Source organism: Mycobacterium sp. MUNTM1 (assembly GCF_054660795.1).
In genome coordinates, this window is record NZ_BAAGDE010000027.1 from 1 (window position 1) to 20,027 (window position 20,027).

General features: G+C 69.3%; 18 protein-coding genes. 12 read left to right on the forward strand and 6 right to left on the reverse strand.

Annotated elements, in window-relative coordinates; all coding sequences use genetic code 11:
- Positions 1-78: 78 nt before the first annotated feature.
- Positions 79-1,407, reverse strand: a complete 1,329-nt coding sequence (locus tag ACYQ8K_RS16430) for a DUF349 domain-containing protein (RefSeq protein WP_459970537.1) — start codon at positions 1,405-1,407, stop codon at positions 79-81.
- Positions 1,408-1,715: 308 nt separating this feature from the next.
- Between ACYQ8K_RS16430 and ACYQ8K_RS16435 the strand changes: the two genes are divergently transcribed.
- The 8 genes from ACYQ8K_RS16435 to ACYQ8K_RS16470 all read left to right on the forward strand — a co-directional run bounded on the left by ACYQ8K_RS16435 (position 1,716) and on the right by ACYQ8K_RS16470 (position 12,049).
- Positions 1,716-2,645, forward strand: a complete 930-nt coding sequence (locus ACYQ8K_RS16435) for a DMT family transporter (RefSeq protein WP_459970669.1) — start codon at positions 1,716-1,718, stop codon at positions 2,643-2,645.
- 237 nt (positions 2,646-2,882) lie between these two features.
- On the forward strand, positions 2,883-3,860 hold the full coding sequence (locus ACYQ8K_RS16440; protein ID WP_459970539.1) for a DMT family transporter: 978 nt from the start codon (positions 2,883-2,885) through the stop codon (positions 3,858-3,860).
- A gap of 53 nt (positions 3,861-3,913) precedes the next feature.
- Positions 3,914-4,606 (forward strand): class III extradiol ring-cleavage dioxygenase family protein, encoded by a 693-nt coding sequence (locus ACYQ8K_RS16445; RefSeq protein ID WP_459970540.1) that lies wholly within the window; start codon positions 3,914-3,916, stop codon positions 4,604-4,606.
- A gap of 5 nt (positions 4,607-4,611) precedes the next feature.
- On the forward strand, positions 4,612-5,556 hold the full coding sequence (gene miaA / locus ACYQ8K_RS16450) for a tRNA (adenosine(37)-N6)-dimethylallyltransferase MiaA (RefSeq protein WP_459970671.1): 945 nt from the start codon (positions 4,612-4,614) through the stop codon (positions 5,554-5,556).
- A gap of 4 nt (positions 5,557-5,560) precedes the next feature.
- Positions 5,561-6,433, forward strand: coding sequence for a diaminopimelate epimerase (dapF, locus tag ACYQ8K_RS16455; RefSeq protein ID WP_459970542.1), 873 nt, complete (start codon positions 5,561-5,563; stop codon positions 6,431-6,433).
- Positions 6,434-6,479: 46 nt separating this feature from the next.
- Entirely contained in the window at positions 6,480-7,919 is a 1,440-nt protein-coding gene (gene hflX / locus ACYQ8K_RS16460) for a GTPase HflX (protein WP_459970543.1), read from the forward strand.
- A 153-nt stretch (positions 7,920-8,072) separates the two neighbouring features.
- Positions 8,073-9,233 carry an acyl-CoA dehydrogenase family protein gene (locus ACYQ8K_RS16465; protein ID WP_459970545.1) on the forward strand — a complete coding sequence of 387 codons (1,161 nt, stop codon included), beginning with the start codon at positions 8,073-8,075 and terminating at the stop codon, positions 9,231-9,233.
- A gap of 617 nt (positions 9,234-9,850) precedes the next feature.
- The gene (locus ACYQ8K_RS16470; protein ID WP_459970547.1) at positions 9,851-12,049 is read left to right on the forward strand and encodes an LGFP repeat-containing protein; all 2,199 of its coding nucleotides are present in this window, start codon (positions 9,851-9,853) and stop codon (positions 12,047-12,049) included.
- Between the two features lie 17 nt (positions 12,050-12,066).
- Here ACYQ8K_RS16470 and lexA read toward each other — a convergent pair whose 3' ends face one another.
- On the reverse strand, positions 12,067-12,765 hold the full coding sequence (gene lexA / locus ACYQ8K_RS16475) for a transcriptional repressor LexA (RefSeq protein WP_459970548.1): 699 nt from the start codon (positions 12,763-12,765) through the stop codon (positions 12,067-12,069).
- Between the two features lie 291 nt (positions 12,766-13,056).
- On the opposite strand from lexA, the gene ACYQ8K_RS16480 reads away from it, so the two are divergent.
- The 3 genes from ACYQ8K_RS16480 to ACYQ8K_RS16490 all read left to right on the forward strand — a co-directional run bounded on the left by ACYQ8K_RS16480 (position 13,057) and on the right by ACYQ8K_RS16490 (position 14,641).
- Complete coding sequence (locus ACYQ8K_RS16480; protein ID WP_459970550.1) at positions 13,057-13,551, forward strand: LysM peptidoglycan-binding domain-containing protein; 495 nt, start codon at positions 13,057-13,059, stop codon at positions 13,549-13,551.
- 101 nt (positions 13,552-13,652) lie between these two features.
- Positions 13,653-14,117 carry a transcriptional regulator NrdR gene (gene nrdR, locus ACYQ8K_RS16485; protein ID WP_083063831.1) on the forward strand — a complete coding sequence of 155 codons (465 nt, stop codon included), beginning with the start codon at positions 13,653-13,655 and terminating at the stop codon, positions 14,115-14,117.
- Positions 14,118-14,155: 38 nt separating this feature from the next.
- Entirely contained in the window at positions 14,156-14,641 is a 486-nt protein-coding gene (locus ACYQ8K_RS16490; RefSeq protein ID WP_459970552.1) for a peroxynitrite isomerase, read from the forward strand.
- A gap of 21 nt (positions 14,642-14,662) precedes the next feature.
- Here the strand turns inward: ACYQ8K_RS16490 and ACYQ8K_RS16495 are convergent, their stop codons facing one another.
- The 3 genes from ACYQ8K_RS16495 to ACYQ8K_RS16505 form a co-directional block, all read right to left on the reverse strand.
- Positions 14,663-15,349: a PhzF family phenazine biosynthesis protein gene (locus tag ACYQ8K_RS16495; RefSeq protein WP_459970554.1), complete on the reverse strand. Its 687-nt coding sequence runs from the start codon at positions 15,347-15,349 to the stop codon at positions 14,663-14,665.
- A gap of 45 nt (positions 15,350-15,394) precedes the next feature.
- The gene (locus ACYQ8K_RS16500) at positions 15,395-16,426 is read right to left on the reverse strand and encodes an alpha/beta fold hydrolase (RefSeq protein ID WP_459970555.1); all 1,032 of its coding nucleotides are present in this window, start codon (positions 16,424-16,426) and stop codon (positions 15,395-15,397) included.
- Positions 16,427-16,489: 63 nt separating this feature from the next.
- Positions 16,490-17,461, reverse strand: coding sequence for a proteasome assembly chaperone family protein (locus tag ACYQ8K_RS16505; protein WP_459970557.1), 972 nt, complete (start codon positions 17,459-17,461; stop codon positions 16,490-16,492).
- A 230-nt stretch (positions 17,462-17,691) separates the two neighbouring features.
- On the opposite strand from ACYQ8K_RS16505, the gene ACYQ8K_RS16510 reads away from it, so the two are divergent.
- Entirely contained in the window at positions 17,692-18,528 is an 837-nt protein-coding gene (locus tag ACYQ8K_RS16510; RefSeq protein ID WP_459970559.1) for a trypsin-like serine peptidase, read from the forward strand.
- 36 nt (positions 18,529-18,564) lie between these two features.
- On the opposite strand, the gene sthA is transcribed toward ACYQ8K_RS16510, so the two are convergent.
- The gene (gene sthA, locus ACYQ8K_RS16515) at positions 18,565-19,980 is read right to left on the reverse strand and encodes a Si-specific NAD(P)(+) transhydrogenase (RefSeq protein ID WP_459970561.1); all 1,416 of its coding nucleotides are present in this window, start codon (positions 19,978-19,980) and stop codon (positions 18,565-18,567) included.
- Between the last annotated feature and the right edge of the window lie 47 nt (positions 19,981-20,027).

Here is a 20,027-nt window from a genome sequence, read left to right on the forward strand (position 1 = left end):
ACAATCAACGACGCCACTCAGCACTCGGAGGCCACCCTCCGATCAGCCGACTGTCAACAACGTCTTAGCCGAGTACAGCTAGGGCTTGCGGGTCAGCGCCTCGACGGCCGCCTGCGCCCACTGTCGCCACTGCTCGGCGTTGGCCTTGGCTTCTTCGGCTTCCTTGGTCCGGCCCGCGGCCGCGGCCTTCTGCGCCTGTTGTTCGTATTGCTCGGCGCGGGCCTGGAACTGCTCGGCCCGGGCCTGCGCCTGCGGGTCGGCCCAGCCCGTGTCGCCGGCGTCGCGCACCTTCTTCTCGACCGCGCGCAGCCGGCGCTCCAACTCGGCGGAGCGCTCGCGCGGGACCTTGCCGATCGCGTCCCACTTGTCGGTGATCGTGCGCAGCGCCGCGCGGGCGGCCTCGTGGTTGCTGGTGTCCAGCTTCTCCGCCTCGGCCAGCAGCGCCTCTTTCGCGGTCGCGTTGGCCCGGAACTCCGCGTCCTTCTCGGCCGTCACCGCGTTGCGGGCGGTGAAGAACACGTCCTGGGCTGCCTTGAAGCGCCGCCACAGGGCGTCGTCGACCTCACGGGTCGCCCGCCCGGCCGCCTTCCATTCGGTCAGCAGCTTGCGGAACTCGGCGCTGGTGGCGGTCCAGTCGGTCGAGTCGGACAGCGCTTCGGCACGCTCGCACAGGCGTTCCTTGGCCTGGCGAATCCCCGAGCGCTCCCGGTCCAGCTCCGCGAAGTGCGATCCCCGCCGCCGGTTGAACGCCTCCCGGGCCGCGGAGTAGCGCCTCCACAGCGCGTCATCGACCTTGCGGTCCACCCCGCTGATCGTCTTCCACTCGTCGAGGATCGCGCGGAACCGGTCACCCGCGGCCTTCCACTGCGTCGAGTTGGCGGCCAACTCCTCGGCCTCCGCGGCGAGCGCCTCCTTGCGGGCGGTCTGGGTGGCGCGGTGCTCCTCACGCCGGGAGCGCTCCGCTGCGACGGCCGCCTCGGCGTGCTCGGCGATCGTGGCCAACCGGCCCGCCAGCGCCTCGACATCGCCCAGCACGGCCGCCGTCGGCAGCGTCTCGGCCAGCTCGGCCGCGTGCGCCTTGATCTTGCGCGCGTCACCGGACCCGGAGGCCAGGCGCTCCTCCATCAGGGTGACCTCGGTGGCCAGGTCGTCGAAGCGCCGGCCGAAGTGAGCGAACGCCGCCTCGCGATCGCCGGCCTGCCAGGAGCCGACGATGCGCTCGCCGGCGGAGCTGATCAGCCATACCGTGCCGTCGTCGTCCACGCGCCCGAACTGGTGCGGATCGCTGGGCGGCGGCACCACCAGCGGGTGCGCGGTGGTAGGCCGCGGTGTCGGCCGGGGACCGGGTCGCGGTCCCGGGCGCGGCGCGGGCCGAGCTGAATCGTCGCGAGGCTCGTCAGCCGTCATGCGCTCGTCACTACCCTTTCACAACCCTTCCGCGCGGTCCGTGTCCCGCGCGCCTGCCGCGCGTAGCGGCACCGTCTCCTGCCTCTGTCGGATGGTTCTCCAACAGCTGCTTAACGATATTCAAGCAGCTTGTTCTGGCACGCGCCGCCACCTTGCCATTCCCGGCGGCCCGGCGGCCGCGCGGCACCGGCGCGCCCTGCGCGCGGGCGGGTACGGTCGTGCTATCGCGTCACCGCCCCGGCGTTCGTCGAACCCTGGTGAGCGTTGTCTTCGGCTCTCCTCGAGCCGCACGTCGATGGGAGGTCACCATCGCCAAGGTGGATATCGCCGCGCTCCTCGCGCTGATCGCCGCGCTGATGTCGGGCGTCGGCGACGTGATCCGGCAGCGCTCCGCGCAGGAAATCACCGACGAACAGGTGGGCCACCTCGCGCTGTTGCGGATGTCGTTGCGCGACGTCCGATGGTGGCTGGGTGGGATCGCGGCGGTGGGCAGCTTCACGCTGCAGGCCGTGGCGCTGAGCCTGGGTTCGGTGGTGCTGGTGCAGGCCTTGCAGGTGACCGCGCTGCTGTTCGCCCTGCCGGTCTATGCCTGGCTGACCAAGCACCGGTTGAGCCGCCGCGAGTGGGTGTGGGCGGTGCTGCTGGCGGCTGCGGTGGCGGTCTTCGTCACCGTCGGCGAGCCGGCCGCCGGCTACCAGCGGGCGTCGCTGGATTCGTGGGCGGTGGTCGCGATGGTGATCGGGCCGGCGATGGCGTTCTGTGTGCTGGGCGCGCGGCTGTGGTCGGGCCCGCTGGCCGCGGTGCTGCTGGCGCTGGTGTCGGCGTCGTCGTGGGCGTTGTTCGCGGTGCTGACCAAGGCGGTGGTCGACGTGCTGCCGGACGGGCCGGGGGCGCTGGCGCGCACCCCGGAACTGTACGGCTGGTTGCTGGTCGCGGTGCTCGGCACGATCTTCCAGCAGTCCGCGTTTCGGGCCAGCGCGCTCACCGCGTCGTTGCCGACGATGACGGTGGCCGAGCCGCTGGTCGCGTCGGTGCTGGGCGTCACCGTGCTCGGTGAGACGCTCGGTGCCAAGGGCCCCGCGGTCATCGCCCTGGTGGCGGCGGTGGTGATGGTCGTCGTCGCGACCGCCGCCCTGGCCCGGGGCGAGGCCGCGTCCCTGAACGCGGCCGACGACGCGCCGGACGATCGAACCGATGTTGTGACGCTGATCCCATCGCGCGCGGCGGGCGAGGCGTGAAAAGGCCTGGCAGCGAACGGGCTTAGCCGTCGCGCACAGCTACCTGTGTAGTTCTCTTAGAGTTACCCCACGCGTTACATAGGTTGTTGAAGTACTACTTGAACGGTTACCTGCGGCGCAGTGAGCAACGTGTGGAACGTCATGAATTTGTAGTTGAACTGAACGCAAATTGTGCGTGTATTTACCTGCGCCTCGGGGAAAGCTGGGTCGGACGGTCGTGAGGCGGAGGGGTCGAGAATGTCGAAAGTTGATGTCGCAGCGTTACTAGCTCTCTGCGCGGCGCTGGCATCGGCGGTCGGCGACGTGGTCCGGCAGCGCTCCGCCCACGAGGTCACCGACAAGCCGGTGGGCCACCTCGAGCTGTTCCGCATGTCGCTCAAGGACACCCGGTGGTGGCTGGGCGGGCTGGCCGCGATCACCAACTACAGCCTGCAGGCCGCCGCCCTGGCGTGGGGCTCGGTCGTCATGGTGACCGCGCTGCAGGTGACGGCGCTGCTGTTCGCCCTGCCCATCTACGCGCGGCTTGCCCATCACCGGGTGAAGCCCCGCGAATGGGGGTGGGCGCTCATCCTGGCCGCCGCGCTGGCGGTCGTCATCATCGTCGGCGACCCGGCGGCCGGGCAGCAGCGCGGCCTCCTGCAAACCTGGCTGATCGTCGCCATGGTGATGATCCCGCTCCTGGTGGCCTGCGTGGTGGCGGCGCGTCGCTGGTCCGGCAGCCCGTTCTCGGCCGTGCTGCTCGCGGTGGTGGCGGGTTCCTCACTGGCGCTGTTCGCGGTGCTGACCAAGGGCATCGTCGAGATGGCCGAGAACGGCCCGATGGCGGTGCTGACGTCGCCGGAATTCGTGCCCTGGCTGCTGGTCGCCCTGGCCGGGATGATCTTCCAGCAGTCGGCCTTCCGCGCCGGCGCGCTGACCGCGTCGCTGCCGACCATGACGGTGGCCAAGCCGGTGGTCGCCGGCCTGCTCGGGGTTCTGGTGCTGGGCGAGACGATGAACGCCAGCGGCCCCAGGGCGTTCGTGCTGATCGGGGCGGTCGCCGTGGTTATCATCGCGACGATCGCGCTGGCCCGCGGCGAAGCCGCCACCATCGACCAGGCCGAGCAGAAGGCGGGTGGTGCCCCGCGAGAAATGCCGACCCGGGAGATGACCGAAGACGACGACTTCGGCCCCTTCAGTGACCGCCTGGTCGTGGCGGACAGCTTGCGCCGGTGACGTCCGCCCCGGCACGCCGCACCAGTGCCGGGCCGTCGCGTTAGTTTGGTGGCGTGCTGAGCGCCATTGCGATCGTCCCGTCGGCGCCGGTCCTTGTCCCCGAACTCGCCGGAGCGGCCGTCGCCGAGGTGGCCGATCTGGCCGCGGCGACGCTTGCCGCGGCCGCGCTGTTGCCCGACCGCTGGGTGGTGATCGGGGCGGGAACCGACGACGACGTGCTGGGGCCCGACGCGGCGGGCACCTTCGCGGGTTTCGGCGCGGACGTCCGCGTGCGGCTCTCCCCGCGGGCCGATGAGGCCGCCCCGCCGATGGCGCTCCCGGTCTGTGCGCTGCTCGCCGGGTGGGTGCGCGGCCAGGCGCAGCCGCATGCCAGCGCCCAGGTCCGCGTCTACCGCACCGACCACGACGCCGGCACCGCGCTGAGCCTGGGCAGGCGCCTGCGCGCCGAGCTCGACCGGGTGGCCGAGCCGGTCGGGGTGCTGGTCGTGGCCGACGGAGCCAATACGCTGACGCCGGCCGCCCCCGGCGGATACGACCCGGACAATGCCGACGCGCAACAGGCCCTCGACGACGCACTGGGCGGCGGCGACATCGCCGCGCTGCGCCGCCTGCCTGAGCAGATCCGCGGCCGGGTCGCATTTCAGGTGCTGGCCGGCGTGGCCGAGCCCGGACCCCGATCCGCCAAGGAGCTGTACCGCGGGGCGCCCTACGGCGTGGGCTACTTCGCCGGCGCCTGGCAGCTGTGACGGCCGTGCGCCCCCTGGCGATCATCGGCCCCACCGGCACCGGCAAGTCGCAGTTGGCCCTCGACTTCGCGGAACGCGTCGAGCGACTCGGCGCCCGCGCCGAGATCGTCAATGCCGACGCGATGCAGCTGTACCGCGGCATGGACATCGGCACCGCCAAGCTGCCCGTCGACGCCCGCCGCGGCATCCCGCACCACCAGCTCGACGTCCTCGATGTCACCGAGACCGCGACGGTCGCCCGCTACCAGGGCGCGGCCGCAGCCGACGTCGAAGCGATCGCGGGCCGCGGCGCGGTGCCGGTCATCGTGGGCGGCTCCATGCTCTACATCCAGTCGCTGCTCGACGACTGGTCGTTTCCGGCCACCGATCCCGCGGTGCGCGCCCGCTGGGAGCGGCGGCTCGCCGAGATCGGGGTCGGCGAGCTGCACGCCGAGCTGGCCCGCCGCGACCCCGCCGCGGCCGCGTCCATCCTGCCCACCGACGCGCGGCGCACGGTGCGGGCCTTAGAAGTGGTCGAGCTGACCGGCCAGCCGTTCGCCGCTTCCGCGCCGCGGATCGCCGCCCCCAGATGGGACACCGCCATTGTCGGATTAGACTGCGACACAACACTTCTCGACGAGCGCCTGGCCCGGCGCACCGACGCGATGTTCGACCAGGGTCTGGTCGGCGAGGTGATCGCGTTGCTGGACAAGGGCCTGCGCGACGGGGTCACCGCGTCGCGGGCGCTGGGCTACGCGCAGGTGCTGACGGCGCTCGACCAGAGCGGTCCGGCGGGCCCCGGCGCCGATCAACTGCGAGACGCGCGCGAGCAGACCTTCTACGGCACCCGGCGCTACGTCCGGCGCCAGCGGTCCTGGTTCCGCCGCGATCACCGGGTGCGGTGGCTCGACGCGTCCGAGGGCGCCGCGATCGTCGACGCCGCCGTGCGGGCGTGGCGCCACGTATCCTGAACAGGTGAAATTCGCGAAGGGCCACGGCACCCAGAACGACTTCGTGGTGCTGCCGGACCCCCAGGCCGAGCTGCGCCTGACCGGGGCGCGGGTGGCCGCGCTGTGCGACCGGCGCCGCGGGCTGGGCGCCGACGGGGTGCTGCGGGTCACCACCGCCGCCGCGGCGCTGTCGGCCGGCGTGCTCGACCGGGTGCCCGACGGGGTGAACGTCGGCGACTGGTACATGGACTACCGCAACGCCGACGGCTCCGTCGCCCAGATGTGCGGCAACGGCGTGCGGGTGTTCGCGCACTACCTGCGTGCCAGCGGCATGGAATCCCGCGACGAATTCGTGGTCGGATCGCTGGCCGGTCCGCGGCCGGTCGCGGTGCATCGCGCCGACGCAACCACCGCCGAGATCAGCGTCGACATGGGCAAGGCCAACACGCTGGGCCCCGGCGACGCGGTCGTGGGCGGCCGGCGCTTCTCCGGCCTGGCGGTCGACGTGGGCAATCCGCACCTGGCCTGCGTCGACCCACACCTGACGGCCGAGGGCCTGGCCGCGCTGGACGTGGCCGCGCCGGTGAGCTTCGACGCCGCCCAGTTCCCGGACGGGGTGAACGTCGAGATCATCACCGCATTGGCCGACGGCGCGGTGCGCATGCGCGTGCACGAGCGCGGAGTCGGCGAGACGCGCTCCTGCGGCACCGGAACGGTGGCGGCCGCGGTCGCCGCGCTGGCCGATGTCGGGGCGGCCACCGGCGCCCTGACCGTTCTCGTGCCCGGCGGCGAGGTCGTCGTCACCATCACCGAGGCGACCAGCTTCCTGCGCGGACCGTCCGTACTGGTGGCCCAAGGAGAACTCAGCGAGGAATGGTGGCACGCACAGCAGCGTTAAATCAGGTGCACGACACCGTTTTCGCGTGCATCATCTTGTATTGCCTATGACAGAACCAGAATTTCGTGATCACGCTCCGGTGATTCCGGAGCCCAGCACGGGTGAACTCGCCCTCGAAGATCGGTCTGCGCTGCGCCGCGTCGCCGGCCTGTCGACCGAACTCACCGACATCTCCGAAGTCGAATACCGCCAGCTCCGGCTCGAGCGGGTCGTCCTGGTGGGCGTGTGGACCGACGGCACCGCCGCGGACAGCGAGGCCAGCATGGCCGAGCTCGCCGCCCTGGCCGAAACCGCCGGCTCCGAGGTGCTCGAGGGGCTGATCCAGCGCCGCGACAAGCCCGACCCGTCGACCTACATCGGCTCGGGTAAGGCGGCCGAACTGCGGGAGGTGGTGCTGGCGACCGGCGCCGACACCGTCATCTGCGACGGCGAGCTGTCCCCGGCGCAGCTGACCGCCCTGGAGAAGGCCGTGAAGGTCAAGGTCATCGACCGCACCGCGCTGATTCTGGACATCTTCGCCCAGCACGCCACCAGCCGGGAGGGCAAGGCGCAGGTCGCGCTGGCCCAGATGGAATACATGCTGCCGCGGCTGCGCGGCTGGGGTGAATCGATGTCCCGGCAGGCCGGTGGCCGGGCCGGCGGCAGCGGGGGAGGCGTGGGCCTGCGCGGTCCCGGTGAAACCAAGATCGAGACCGATCGGCGGCGCATCCGCGAGCGGATGGCCAAGCTGCGCCGCGAGATCAAAGACATGAAGCAGGTCCGCGACACCCAGCGCAGCCGGCGGGTGCGCAGCGACCTGCCCGCGATCGCCATCGTCGGCTACACCAATGCCGGCAAGTCGAGCCTGCTCAACGCGCTGACCGGGGCCGGGGTGCTGGTACAGGACGCGCTGTTCGCCACCCTGGAGCCCACCACCCGGCGCGCCGAGTTCGAGGACGGCCGCGCGTTCGTGCTGACCGACACCGTCGGATTCGTCCGGCACCTGCCCACCCAGCTGGTCGAGGCATTCCGCTCCACGCTCGAAGAGGTCGTGGACGCCGATCTGCTGGTGCACGTCGTCGACGGCTCAGACGTCAACCCGCTGGCGCAGATCAACGCGGTCCGCCAGGTCATCTCCGAAGTCGTCGCCGATTACGGGACCGACCACGACGGCGACGCACCCCAGGAGCTGGTGGTGGTGAACAAGGTCGACGCCGCAAGCGATCTGACGCTGGCCAAGCTTCGCCACGCCCTGCCGGGCGCCATGTTCGTGTCCGCGCGCACCGGCGACGGCATCGACGCCCTGCGCCGCCGTATCGCCGAGCTCGCCATCCCCGCCGACACCGCCGTCGACGTGGTGATCCCGTACCACCGCGGCGACCTGGTGGCCCGCCTGCACGCGCACGGGCGCGTGCAGCAGGAGGAGCACAACGCCGAGGGCACCCGCATCAGGGCCCGGGTTCCGGTGGCGCTGGCCGGCCGGCTGCGCGAGTTCTCCGCCCAGTGAGCGCCCGGTTCGCCCCGGGTTCAGGGCGATCCGTGCAGCGCAAGGCCCGTCCGACCCCCGCGAGGCGAATGTAGGCGACCCCGCCGTCTGTCTACCAACCGTCCGGTTGGTATATCTTGGGCTGCAGAATCCCCAGTCGCCGGAGGTCTTTCCATGAGCAGCGCCATCAAATACCAGCGCACGCTTTTCGAGCCAGAGCACGACCTGTTCCGTGAGTCCTACCGGGGCTTTTTGGAGCGCCACGTCGCGCCCTACCACGACGAGTGGGAGAAGGCGAAGATCGTCGACCGCGGCGTCTGGCTGGAGGCCGGCAAGCAGGGCTTCCTGGGCATGGCGGTGCCCGAGGAGTACGGCGGCGGCGGCAACCCGGACTTCCGGTACAACACGATCATCACCGAGGAGACCACCACCGGCCGCTACAGCGGCATCGGTTTCGGCCTGCACAACGACATCGTTGCGCCGTACCTGCTGGCCCTGGCCACCGAGGAGCAGAAGCAGCGCTGGCTGCCGAAATTCTGCACCGGAGAGCTGATTACGGCGATCGCGATGACCGAGCCGGGGACCGGTAGCGACCTGCAGGGCATCAAGACCCGTGCGGTCAAGCAGGGCGACCACTACGTGCTCAACGGCTCAAAGACGTTCATCACCAACGGAATCAATTCCGATCTGGTGATCGTGGTCGCGCAGACGGACCCGGAAAAGGGCGCGCAGGGCTTCTCGCTGCTGGCCGTCGAGCGCGGCATGGAGGGCTTCGAGCGCGGTCGCCACCTGGACAAGATCGGGCTGGACGCCCAGGACACGGCCGAGCTGTCCTTCACCGACGTGCACGTGCCGGCCGAAAACCTGCTGGGCCAGGAGGGCATGGGATTCATCTACTTGATGCAGAACCTGCCCCAGGAACGCATCTCGATCGCCATCATGGCGGCCGCGGCCATGGAGCAGGTGCTGGAGCAGACCCTGGAATACACCAAGGAGCGCAAGGCATTCGGCAAGCCGATCGGCAGCTTCCAGAACAGCCGCTTCGTGCTCGCCGAGCTGGCGACGGAGGCGACCGTGGTCCGCATGATGGTCGACGAGTTCGTCCGCCTGCACCTGGACCACAAGCTGACCGCCGAACAGGCCGCGATGGCCAAGTGGTACTGCACCGAAAAGCAGGTGCACCTGATCGACCGCTGCCTGCAACTGCACGGGGGTTACGGCTACATGCGCGAATACCCCGTTGCCCGTGCCTATCTGGACGCCCGGGTGCAGACCATCTACGGCGGCACGACCGAGATCATGAAGGAAATCATCGGCCGCAGCCTCGGCGTATAGCGTTTCGTTTGCTGGATAACGGCCGCGCCCGAGATAAACGGCGCGGCGCACATTCGCCGGTCGGCTCGCGCGGCGCTATTGCCGGTGAGCGATCAGACTCACCGATGCGCGGTCGGTTCGTCGCGTCGGGTAGAGCGTGAATGCTCCGGTGGCTCCCGCACTGTCGGTATCTCGGGTGTGCGGATCGCGTCATCACGCCTGGTCAGGCCGGGATCGCGGCATCGGCGACGGCTCGTACGCCCTGCGCGGCCGCGACCGACGGAATTCCGGTGTGCGAGTCGGCGGTCCGGCGGCATTACTCCGTCCCGCGTTCCCGCGCCTATTGGCGCGATATCCGCAACGGCGCGCGAACGTTGCCGCAACGGTCGCGATTGGGCCATGGGCGCGCATCATTTCGACATCGGTGTGGTATCCGTTTTTGTAAAATTCGTGATTTGACTTCGCATTTCTTGTTGGCTGGAGCAAAGTTATGCGAGCCCGGCGATAAGGCTGATCCTGCGCGGGTCCATTCTCCGCGCAAGGACCGCCTGCTCGCCGGTTATGCAGGTAAGGGCATAGCCGCAGATAGAGCCATATCCGCCGGTTTGGAAGGCTTGGTGAAGGTGCAGAGAGGTCACATGCGCAAGCTGATCGGAAGCGCGCTGGTCAGCTTGACGACCACAGCACTGGTCGCCGTGTTGCTGGCCCCCACCGCGGTAGCGAGTCCGATCGGCGACGCCGAGGCGGCGATGATGGCCGCATGGGACAAGGCTGGCGGCGACACCTCGCCGCTGGGCGCCCGCAAGGGCGACGTGTACCCGGTCGGGGATGGTTTCGTCCTGGACTTCGACGGCGGCAAGATGTTCTTCACCCCGGCCACCGGGGCCAAATTCGCCTACGGGCCGGTCCTGGACAAGTACGAGCAGCTCGGCGGGCCGGCCGGCAGCGACCTGGGTTTCCCGGCGATCAACGAGGTGCCCGGCCTGTCCGGCCCGGACAGCCGGGTGGTCACCTTCTCGGCCAGCGACAAGCCGGTGATCTTCTGGACGCCCGAGCACGGCCCGTTTGTGGTGCGCGGCGCCATGAACACCGCCTGGGACAAGCTGGGGAGCTCGGGTGGCGTTCTCGGCGTGCCGGTCGGCGACGAGACCTACAACGGCGAGGTGTCCTCGCAGAAGTTCAGCGGTGGGCAGGTCTCGTGGAACCGGCAGACGAAGCAGTTCACCACCGAACCGCCTGCGCTGGCCGACCAGTTGAAGGGCCTGCAGGTGGCGATCGATCCCACCGCGGCGATCAACACGGCCTGGCGCGCGGCCGGCGGACCCACGGGACCCTTGGGCGCCAAGCAGGGCGGGCAGTATTCAGTCGGCGCTGACGGAATCGCCCAGAACTTCGCCGGCGGCAAGGTCTTCTTCACCCCGGCCACCGGTGCGAACGCCGTCGAGAGCGACATCCTGGCCAAGTACGAGTCGCTGGGCGGGCCGGTCGGCAGCGACCTGGGGTTCCCCACCAGCAACGAAACCGACGGCGGCATAGGGACTTCCAGCCGCATCGTCACCTTCTCCGCGGCCGACAAGCCGGTCATCTTCTGGACGTCCGACCGCGGCGCGTTCGTGGTGCGCGGGGCGATGAAGGCCGCGTGGGACAAGCTGCGCGCCCCCGCCGGCAAACTCGGCGCGCCCGTCGGCGACCAGGCCGTGAACGGTGACGTGATTTCGCAGCAGTTCACCGGCGGCAAGATTTCGTGGAACCGCGCGAAGAACACGTTCAGCACGGAACCGGCCAACCTCGCGCCGCTGCTGTCCGGCCTGCAGGTGTCCGGTCAGAACCAGCCGAGCAATTCGGCCATGCCGGCGCATCCGAAGAAGTTCGCCTGGCACTGGTGGTGGCTGATGGTCGCCATTCCGGTGCTGGCGTTGCTGGTGCTGCTGGTGTGGATGCTGTTCGCCCGGCGGCGGCGCCGGCCCGGCCGCGAGGACGCCATCGGCTACGCACCGGACCACCGCGGGGACTTCGGCTACGGCGCCGACGAACGCTGGGGACACGACGAATCCGACCACGACGCCGAGGCGTTCACGCTCAGCGCGCCGCACCAGCCCGACCCGGAACCCGACGCCGGGCGGGTCAGCTGGCAGCGTCAGGTCCCCGCCGAAAGCGACTACGGGTTCACCGACGAAGATCCCGACACCGTCGACACCGACTCCATCCCGGTGGTCTCCGAGGAGATGCTGTCGGAGGCCGAGTACTCCGACGCCGGAGCCGACTACACCGACTACACCGACTACACCGACGCCGTTCCCGACGTCGCCGAGCCCGAGACGGCGGACGACGCCGCCTACGTCGACGCCGAGGACCCCGACGCCGGCTACGCCGAGGAGGTGTATCCGGACGACGAGTATCCCGACGTCGCCGTCCCGCACACCCCGCCGGACAGCGACGCGGTGACCGGCGCCCTGGAAGCCGCCGAGCCCGAGGACGAGTACGCTGACCTCGCGGCGCCGGAGCCCGACGTCGAGCCCGCAGCGGACACGCCGGCGAACGCCGACGTGGCGGAGGCCGCGGTCGCGGCGGGGACGCAGGCACGAAGCGGTCGGCACGCCGCCGCGGATGCCGAGGACGCCTCGGAGAACGGCCTGGCGGGCCCGGACGGGCGACCCACGATCCACCTGCCGCTCGACGACCCGTACCAGGCGCCCGACGGCTACCCGATCAAGGCGAGCGCACGCTACGGCCTGTATTACACGCCGGGCAGCGACCTGTACAGGGACACGCTCGCCGAAATCTGGCTGTCCAGCGAAGAAGTCGCTCAGGCCAACGGGTTCACCCGGGCCGACTGACTCGGTGCGCCGCCGCCTCAGACCTTGCGGATGACCGTGACGACCTTGCCCAGCACGCTCGCGTCGTTGCCGGGGATCGGGTCGAATGCCGGGTTGTGCGGCATCAGCCACACCTGACCGCCGGCGCGTTTGAACGTCTTGACGGTGGCCTCGCCGTCCAGCATCGCCGCGACGATGTCGCCGTTGTCGGCGACGTTCTGCTGACGGACCACCACCCAGTCGCCGTCACAGATCGCGGCCTCGACCATCGAGTCACCGACCACCTTGAGCAGGAAAAGCGTTCCCTCGCCGACCAATTCGCGCGGCAGGGGAAAGACGTCCTCGACGGCCTCCTCGGCGAGGATGGGTCCGCCGGCCGCGATGCGCCCGAGCACCGGCACGAACGTGGGCTCCGGCAGGGCGTCCGAGCCGGCCACCTCGGTGGCGGGCGCCGCCACGTCGTCGTCGGCCCCGCGGACATCGACGGCCCGCGGGCGGTTGGGGTCGCGGCGCAGGTATCCCTTGCGCTCCAGGGTGCGCAGCTGGTGCGCCACCGACGATGTCGACGTCAGGCCGACGGCGTCCCCGATCTCGCGGATGCTCGGCGGGTAGCCGCGGTTGGTGACCGAGGCGCGGATGACATTCAGGATGGTGCGCTGCCGTTCGGTCAGCGAGGAGTCCACGGAGTGCAACCGACCCTCGGGGCCGGCCGATGAGATGTCGTTGCTGTCGCCCATGGCACTGAATGTAGCCGCACCGCGGACAAGAATCAAACATGTGTTCGAGTAGCGTGTCGCGCCGTCCGGACACCCCCGGGAAAAGGCCGGAGTCGGGTGAATCACAAATGTGTAACTCTTCGAGATATCGGGTATTTGTGCCTCGTGACAATGCTAGAGGCCGACGAACTTGTCGGTGGTGTGATCTAGCGTTTGCTCGTGCGACACGCTTCGCTCAAATGTTCGGTTTCGAACATACAAGCGATTAGTGTCGAACACACGAGCGAGAGCTAGTTGACCGGAGGAACGAAGATGACAGTCATCCACACGCCCGCGCCGCGTACCAGCAGTCTTCGGCGCCCGATCAACGGACCCGTCCAGGGTGCTCGCTACGGGCGGGACGGCCTGGCCAGGTCCCGCAGGCCCGCGCCATCGCGGCCGGTGGGCGCGGCGACGCGCTACCACGGCACCGGGGTGGCAAGGTCGGTCGCTCCGCACCGCAGGCGCGCCACGACCTGGGCGTCCACCCTCGGATTGGCGCTGGCTGCCGGGGCGATCACGCTGTGGCTGGGTCTCGTCGCGAACGTCGGCCAGGTGCTCAACGGCGACTCCACTAACTCGGCGGCCCACGTTCCGGACCGGCTCGCCGTCGTCCGCGTCGATGCGGGGGAGTCGCTTCAGGACTTCGCTCACCGGGTGGCGCCCGACGCGCCGACCACCCAGGTCGCCGACCGCATCCGCGAACTCAACGATCTGCACTCGCCCAACCTGATGGCGGGCCAGACCCTGATCGCTCCGGTCGGCTGACAACCGTTGTGCCGGCCCGGCGGCTCCGTTAGCCGTGCAGGTCAGCGCGCGGGTACGCTCAAAGTCCAGCGGTACCTTGTCGGCGCGATGAAGGAGCGGTCATGCACTGTCCGTTCTGCCGCCATCCCGACTCCCGGGTGATCGACTCGCGCGAAACCGATGAGGGGCAGGCCATCCGGCGCCGCCGATCCTGTCCAGAATGCGGGCGACGTTTCACCACCGTGGAGACTGCGGTCCTGGCGGTGGTCAAGCGCAGCGGCGTCACCGAACCGTTCAGCAGGGAGAAGGTCATCAGCGGCGTCCGCCGGGCCTGCCAGGGGCGCCAGGTCGACGACGACGCCCTGAATCTGCTGGCCCAGCAGGTCGAAGACACCGTGCGCGCCGCGGGCTCGCCCGAGGTCCCCAGCCACGAGGTCGGCCTTGCCATCCTGGGGCCGCTGCGCGACCTCGACGAGGTGGCCTACCTGCGGTTCGCCTCCGTGTACCGGTCGTTTGAGTCCGCCGACGATTTCGAACGCGAGATCCAGGCGCTGCGCGATCACCGCGGGGTGGCGACCCCGGGCTGACGGAAGGCGTCGGGTCGTCCCGGCCTAGGCTCGGTTCCATGCCCCCTGACTTGCATCCCGACCTTGCGGCGCTGGCCCCGCTCCTTGGGACCTGGACCGGGCAGGGTTCGGGTAAGTACCCGACGATAGCGCCCTTCGACTATCTCGAAGAAGTGGTGTTCGGCCACGTCGGTAAGCCGTTTCTGGCCTACGGGCAGAAAACCAGGGCGGTAGCCGACGGCAAGCCGTTGCACGCCGAAACCGGTTATCTTCGCGTGCCTCAGCCGGGTCACGTCGAACTGGTGCTGGCGCATCCAAGCGGCATCACCGAAATCGAGGTCGGCACCTATTCGGTCACCGGCGAGCTCATCGAAATGCAGATGTCGACGACGACGGTCGGGCTGACGCCCAGCGCCAAAGAGGTGACGGCGCTTGGGCGTTCCTTCCGCATCGACGGCGACAAGCTCTCCTACACGGTGCAAATGGGTGCGGTCGGGCAACCACTGCAGGACCACCTCGCCGCGGTGCTGCACCGGCAGCGCTGACCGCAAGGGCGTCGGCCGCGCTCAGTCCAGGTGTCGCACACCGTCATTGACGACCCGCCCGGCCACCCCGACCCAGCCCTCGGCGCTCCACGTCGTCTCGATGACCGAGCCCTTGCCCTGGGTGATCCGCAGGCTCTGGCTCAGGTAATCGGTGATCCGCATCGCCGCCGAACCGGTCGCCTCGTCCTCGACCACACCGAGGTTGGCGGCGAACATGCGCGACCGCAACGACCCGGCCGCCCGCTCGGTCCAGGCCCACAGGTAGTGCGCGGTGTCGTCGGGATAGTCCGACGGGTCGGCGGCGAGAACCTCGTCAGCCGAAGCGAATTCGTGCAGGGCGAATTCAGGTGCCCAGTCCGCGCGGGCGTTGATGCTGGCGCGGTGTTCGTCGTAACCCACCTGCACGATCCCGGCCGGCACCTGCAGCGTGTTGATCGGCGAACCGTTCTCGCGCAGCCACCACGTCGCGCCGACGGTCGGGTGCCCGGCGAACGGCAGTTCGGTTCGCGGCGTGTAGATGGTGGCGTGCGCCGTGGCGGAGCCGGGGGCCGGAAGGCCGACGAAAACGGTCTCGCTGTAGCCCAATTGGGTTGCCAGCCGCTGCCGGGCCGCGACGTCGACCCGGCCGGCCTCGACCACACCCAGCGGATTACCGAAATTGCCGTCCGAATCGGTGAACACCCGCAACACCGTCACGTCGATCCCCATGGCCCGACTGTACGACGCGGCGTCCGGGCGTATCGATCAAGGTGATCAGGTGGCGCTGCGCTCGTCGGACCCCATGGCGTTGAGCACCGCGACGCGAGTGGGAGCGGGACCTGAGACTTTCCGCTCCCCGCCGCCGGTGCGGAGCAGGCCGCGGAGGCTGGCCTGGTCGTATTCGGCGGGGTCGGTGGAATCGATGAAACGCTCGACGACGTCGATGAACCGCGCCGGGTCGTCGTGAAACGGGAAGTGGCCGGAGCCTTCGAAGATTTCCAGACGCGAGCCCGGCATCGCCGCATGCGCCATCCACGCGTGCCGGACCGGAACCACCACATCCTTTGTGCCCCAGACGATCTGCACCGGAATGGCCTCGGTCAGATAACATCGGTCGAGCATGGTGACGATCTGCCCACGCCAATCCACCACCGCCCGCAGCGTCCTGCTGAACGCCGCGGAGGCCGTCGGTTCGGGCAGGTCGTCGAGGATCCGCAGCACGTTGGGCAGGTCGCGACCCAGCCCGGTGCTGCCCAACGCCAGGCCCAGCACGCGTCCCATGGCCTGAACCGCCGGCAGCACCAGCGGCAACCGCAGCAGGGCGATCGCCTCGCTGCCCATCGGCAGCGAGGCCCAGCGCAGCACGAAGTTGACGTCCTTGGTGACGCCGCCGGCGCCCACCAGAATGAGTCGTTCCACCAAATGCGGGAATTGATAGGCGAATTGCATGGCCACGCCGCCGCCGAGCGAGTGGCCGATGATGGTGACCCGCTCGATGTCGAGCACGCTGAGCAAATCGCGCATCCCGTTCGCGTACGCCGCGATCGAGTAGTCGGCGCGCGGCTTGTCGGATTGCCCGTGGCCCAGCAGATCCGGGGCGATCACCGTGAAACGCTGGGCGAGCTTGGCCTGCACGGCATTCCACGTGGTGGAGTTGTCGCCGATGCCGTGGATCAGCAGGATGGCCGGCCCGGAACCGGCGATGCGGTAGGCCCGCTTGTAGCCGTGGATGGTGCGGAATTCGAGCTTGGGTGCGGCCACTTCACGCACCGGGCGGAGCGTGTTCGTGCGCTTCCGCTCGGTCATATCGCCAACCTTGGTGTCGGGCCGGGCTAGGGACGGCCTGGCTGGGGCGTCGCGCTGAGGGGGTCAGGTCTTGTCGTCGTCGTCGAACTTCTTCTCCGCCTGCTGGGCCAGAAACCGCTCGAATTCTGCGCCCAGCTCGTCGCCGCTAGGAAGATCCTCGTCGCGAGCCAGTAACGATCTGTTCTCCTGAGCGTCGATGAAGGCATCGTACTGGCGCTCCAGCGCGGCCACCACTTGAGCGACCTCCGCGCTCGCTTCGACCTGTTCGTCGATCTTGGCCCGAATCACCTCGGCCGCTTCGGTCAACGCCGTCAGCGGCAGCTCCAGCGACGCCGTCTTGGCGACCTGCTCGAGCAACGCCTGCGCGGCGGCCGGGTAATCGGTCTGGGTGAGGTAGTGCGGGACGTGCACGGTGTAGCCGACGACCTCGTGACCGTGCTGGCCCATCCGGTACTCCAGCAGGTTGGACGCACTGCCGGGAACCTGGATCTCGGAGATCCACGGCTGGAAGTTGGCGATCAATTCCGGGTTGTTGGAGTGTGCGGTCATGGTGGTCGGCCGGGTGTGCGGAACCGCCATCGGGACCGTGCCCAGGCCGATGGTCTGGCGCACGCCGAGGCGCTCGGCCAGCAACCGGACGGCGGTGATGAAGCGCTCCCACTTGAGGTCCGGTTCCATGCCGGCCAGCAACAGGAACGGCGTGCCGATCGTGTCGCGCATCGCGTACAGGTTCAGTTCGGGGTCCTCGTAGTGGGTGAAGTGGTCGGACTTGAACGTCATCAGCGGCCGCCGCGAGCGGTAGTCCAGCAATTCGTCGATCGCGAACGAAGCGACCAGCTCGGTGTCCAGCACGGCCTTCAGGTGCGCGGCCGCCAGCTTGATGGCATGACCGGCGTCGGAAAAGCCTTCCAGCGCATGCACCAGCACGGGACCGCGGCCGTCGGACGTCGACAACTGCGGCGCCGGCAGCTCGAGCTCGTACATCCCAGCCTGCCCTGGCTGGTACTGATCACCTGGGTCTCGGTGGTGAGCCATCTGCGATCGCCTCCTTTCGGGGGTCCCTTCAGGGTGCCCTACCAAGTCTCCCCCGAATCAGGCGGCACCAACATCCATCAGCGAACTTCGCAGTCACGCTATGAGCTGAAACGCGACCATCCCCAGGCGTAATCCGCCAACGACGGCCCGCGGGCCGCCGGCGTGCGCGCCAGCAAACCCTGGGGCGCACCGGGAGGTGTGGAAGTCGGCTTGTCGACCGCCGGTCAGGCATGATGAAGGCGATGCGCATTCGGATCCTGATGCTCTGCCTGGCTGTGGGGGTGGCTACGTCGCTGACGGCGTGTCGTCCCCCGGTGCAGCATGCGTCGGGCGCGCCGGTGTCGGCTCCGCGCGTGGGCGGCCCGGTGCAGCGGCTCAGCCAGCCCGAGCAGAAGGCCGTCGCGGGCCCGGTCGAGCCGGATCGGCGCATCGGGGCGATCTTCATCGACGGTGGCCCGCTGCACGTCTGCACCGGCTCGGTGGTGCATTCCGCGGGCGGCAACCTGATCATGACCGCCGCGCATTGCCTGGCCGGCGCCTCGCTGATCACCTTTGTCCCCGGTTTCGCCGGGGACGCCGCACCCGGTCCCGCCGATGTGTGGAAGGCCGACGCGGTCTACCTCGATCCGCGCTGGATGGCCAGCAAGGACCCGCACGCCGACTACGCGATCGCGCGGGTCAGCAACGAGGCCGGCGCTCCGGTCGAGTCCCGGGTCGGGCTGGCGCTGACGCTGGGCGTGACGCCCCCGCCGGGCAGCCGCGTCACGGTGCTCGGCTATCCGGCGGGCGTGGGTGGCTCGCCGATCGGCTGTCAGGCCAGCACGTCCGTCACCGACACCGGGTTCCCCGCGTTGGCCTGCGAGGGCCTGGTGGACGGTACCAGCGGTGCGCCCTGGGTCAGCGGCACGACGCTCATCGGGCTGATCGGCGGTCTCGAGCGGGGCGGCTGCGCCGCGAACATGTCGTATTCGGCGCCGTTCGACGCGCAGACCGCCGAGCTGCTGCATCGCGCCGAGGTCGGTGGGCCCGGCGATCCGGTCCCGAACGACCTCACCGACGCCTGTTAGCAGCCATCGCCAGCGCAGCGGGCCGCCACCATCGGTTTAGTGGCGAAACTGGTTGAGCGCGCGCACTTTGTTCATCACGTCGAGCGCCGCCACCTTGTAGGCCTCGGAGAACGTGGGGTAGTTGAACACCGCGTCCACCAGGTATTCCACCGTGCCGCCGCAGCCCATCACGGCCTGCCCGATGTGCACCATCTCGGTGGCGCTGGTGCCGAAGATGTGCACGCCGAGCACCTTGAGGTCCTCGGTGGACACCAGCAGTTTGAGCATCCCGTAGGAGTCGCCGGCAATCTGACCGCGGGCCAGCTCGCGGTACCTGGCCACGCCGACCTCGTAGGGCACCGAGTTCTTGGTCAGCTCCACCTCGGTCGCGCCGACGTAGGACACCTCGGGGATGGAGTAGATGCCGATCGGTTGCAGCTCGGTGATGCCGTCGCTCGCTTCCCCGAACGCGTGGTAGGCGGCCAGGCGTCCCTGCTCCATCGACGTCGCGGCCAGCGCGGGGAAGCCGATCACGTCGCCGACGGCGTAGATGTGGGGCACCTTGGTCTGGAAGTTGTCGTCGACGAAGATCCGCCCGCGGTTGTCGGCTTCCAGCTCGGCGTTGTGCAGGTCGAGGTGATCGGTCTGGCCCTGCCGGCCGGCCGAGTACATCACCGTCTCGGCGGGGATCTGCTTGCCGCTGGCCAGGGTGGTGACGGTGCCCGCCGACCCGACGTCGACCGCGGTCACCTCCTCGCCGAACCGGAACGTCACCGCCAAATCGCGCAGGTGGAACTTCAGCGCCTCGACGACCTCGGGGTCACAGAAGTCGAGCATGTCGTCGCGCTTCTCCACCACGGTGACCTTGGTGCCCAGCGCGGCGAACATCGAGGCGTACTCGATGCCGATGACACCCGCGCCGACCACCACCATCGAGGTGGGCAGCGACTTGAGATCGAGGATCCCGTCCGAGTCCAGCACCCGATGCTCGTCGAACTCGACGCCGGAGGGCCGGGCCGGCCGGGTGCCGGTGGCGATGACGACGTATTTGCCTGTGATGGTTATCTTTTCGCGCCTCGACGGATCCTCGACCTCGATGGTGTGTGGGTCGACGAAACGCCCGTGGCCGATCAGCAGGTCGATGCGATTGCGCATCAGCTGGTTGCGGACCACGTCGACTTCCTTGCCGATCACGTGCTGGGTTCGGGCCAGCAGGTCGGCCGGGGTGATCTTCTCCTTCACGCGGTAGCTCGCGCCGTAGAGCTCGCGCTGGCTCATCCCGGTGAGATAGAGGACCGCCTCGCGCAACGTCTTTGACGGGATGGTGCCGGTCTGGACGCAGACACCGCCGAGCATCTGGCCGCGCTCGACGACGGCGACCGACTTACCGAGCTTGGCCGAGGCGATGGCCGCCTTCTGCCCGCCGGGCCCGGACCCGATGACCACCATGTCGTACTCTTGCGCCGAACTCATGGCTTAAACAGTAAGGCAGCACAACGCACAGTGCTGGGTTCATCCAC